Source organism: Pseudomonas sp. 2822-17, from assembly GCF_002742485.1.
GTDB lineage: Bacteria > Pseudomonadota > Gammaproteobacteria > Pseudomonadales > Pseudomonadaceae > Aquipseudomonas > Aquipseudomonas cyclaminis.
In genome coordinates this window covers 1-279 of sequence record NZ_LJRZ01000697.1, presented here as the reverse complement: position 1 = coordinate 279, position 279 = coordinate 1, and the positions used below count along the sequence as shown (strand labels likewise).

The following is a 279-nucleotide window of genomic DNA, read 5'->3' as shown; positions in this document are numbered from 1 at the left end:
ACATAAAGGACGTCCTTTTTTTGGAGACTTAGTGGGATTCATCACTTCAAGTCCTGTCTTTGCAATGGTATGGGAAGGTGAAAGTGTCATTAGTGAAGCGAGGAAAATGATGGGGAAAACCAATCCACAAGAAGCTCTTCCAGGAACAATTCGAGGAGATTTTGGGGTCCAAGTATCTAAAAATATTATTCATGGGTCAGACTCATCAGAGAGTGCAATAAGAGAGACAAATCTATTTTTTAATGATGAGGAACTAGTTAGTTACGAAAAAAATAATTC

Annotated in this window: 1 protein-coding gene; it reads left to right on the top strand. The window is 37.6% G+C overall.

Features of this window, described 5'->3' with window-relative positions:
* Positions 1-31: 31 nt before the first annotated feature.
* A partial coding sequence (locus tag AOA60_RS23890) for a nucleoside-diphosphate kinase (RefSeq protein ID WP_305887061.1) occupies positions 32-279 on the top strand: 248 nt, incomplete at its 3' end.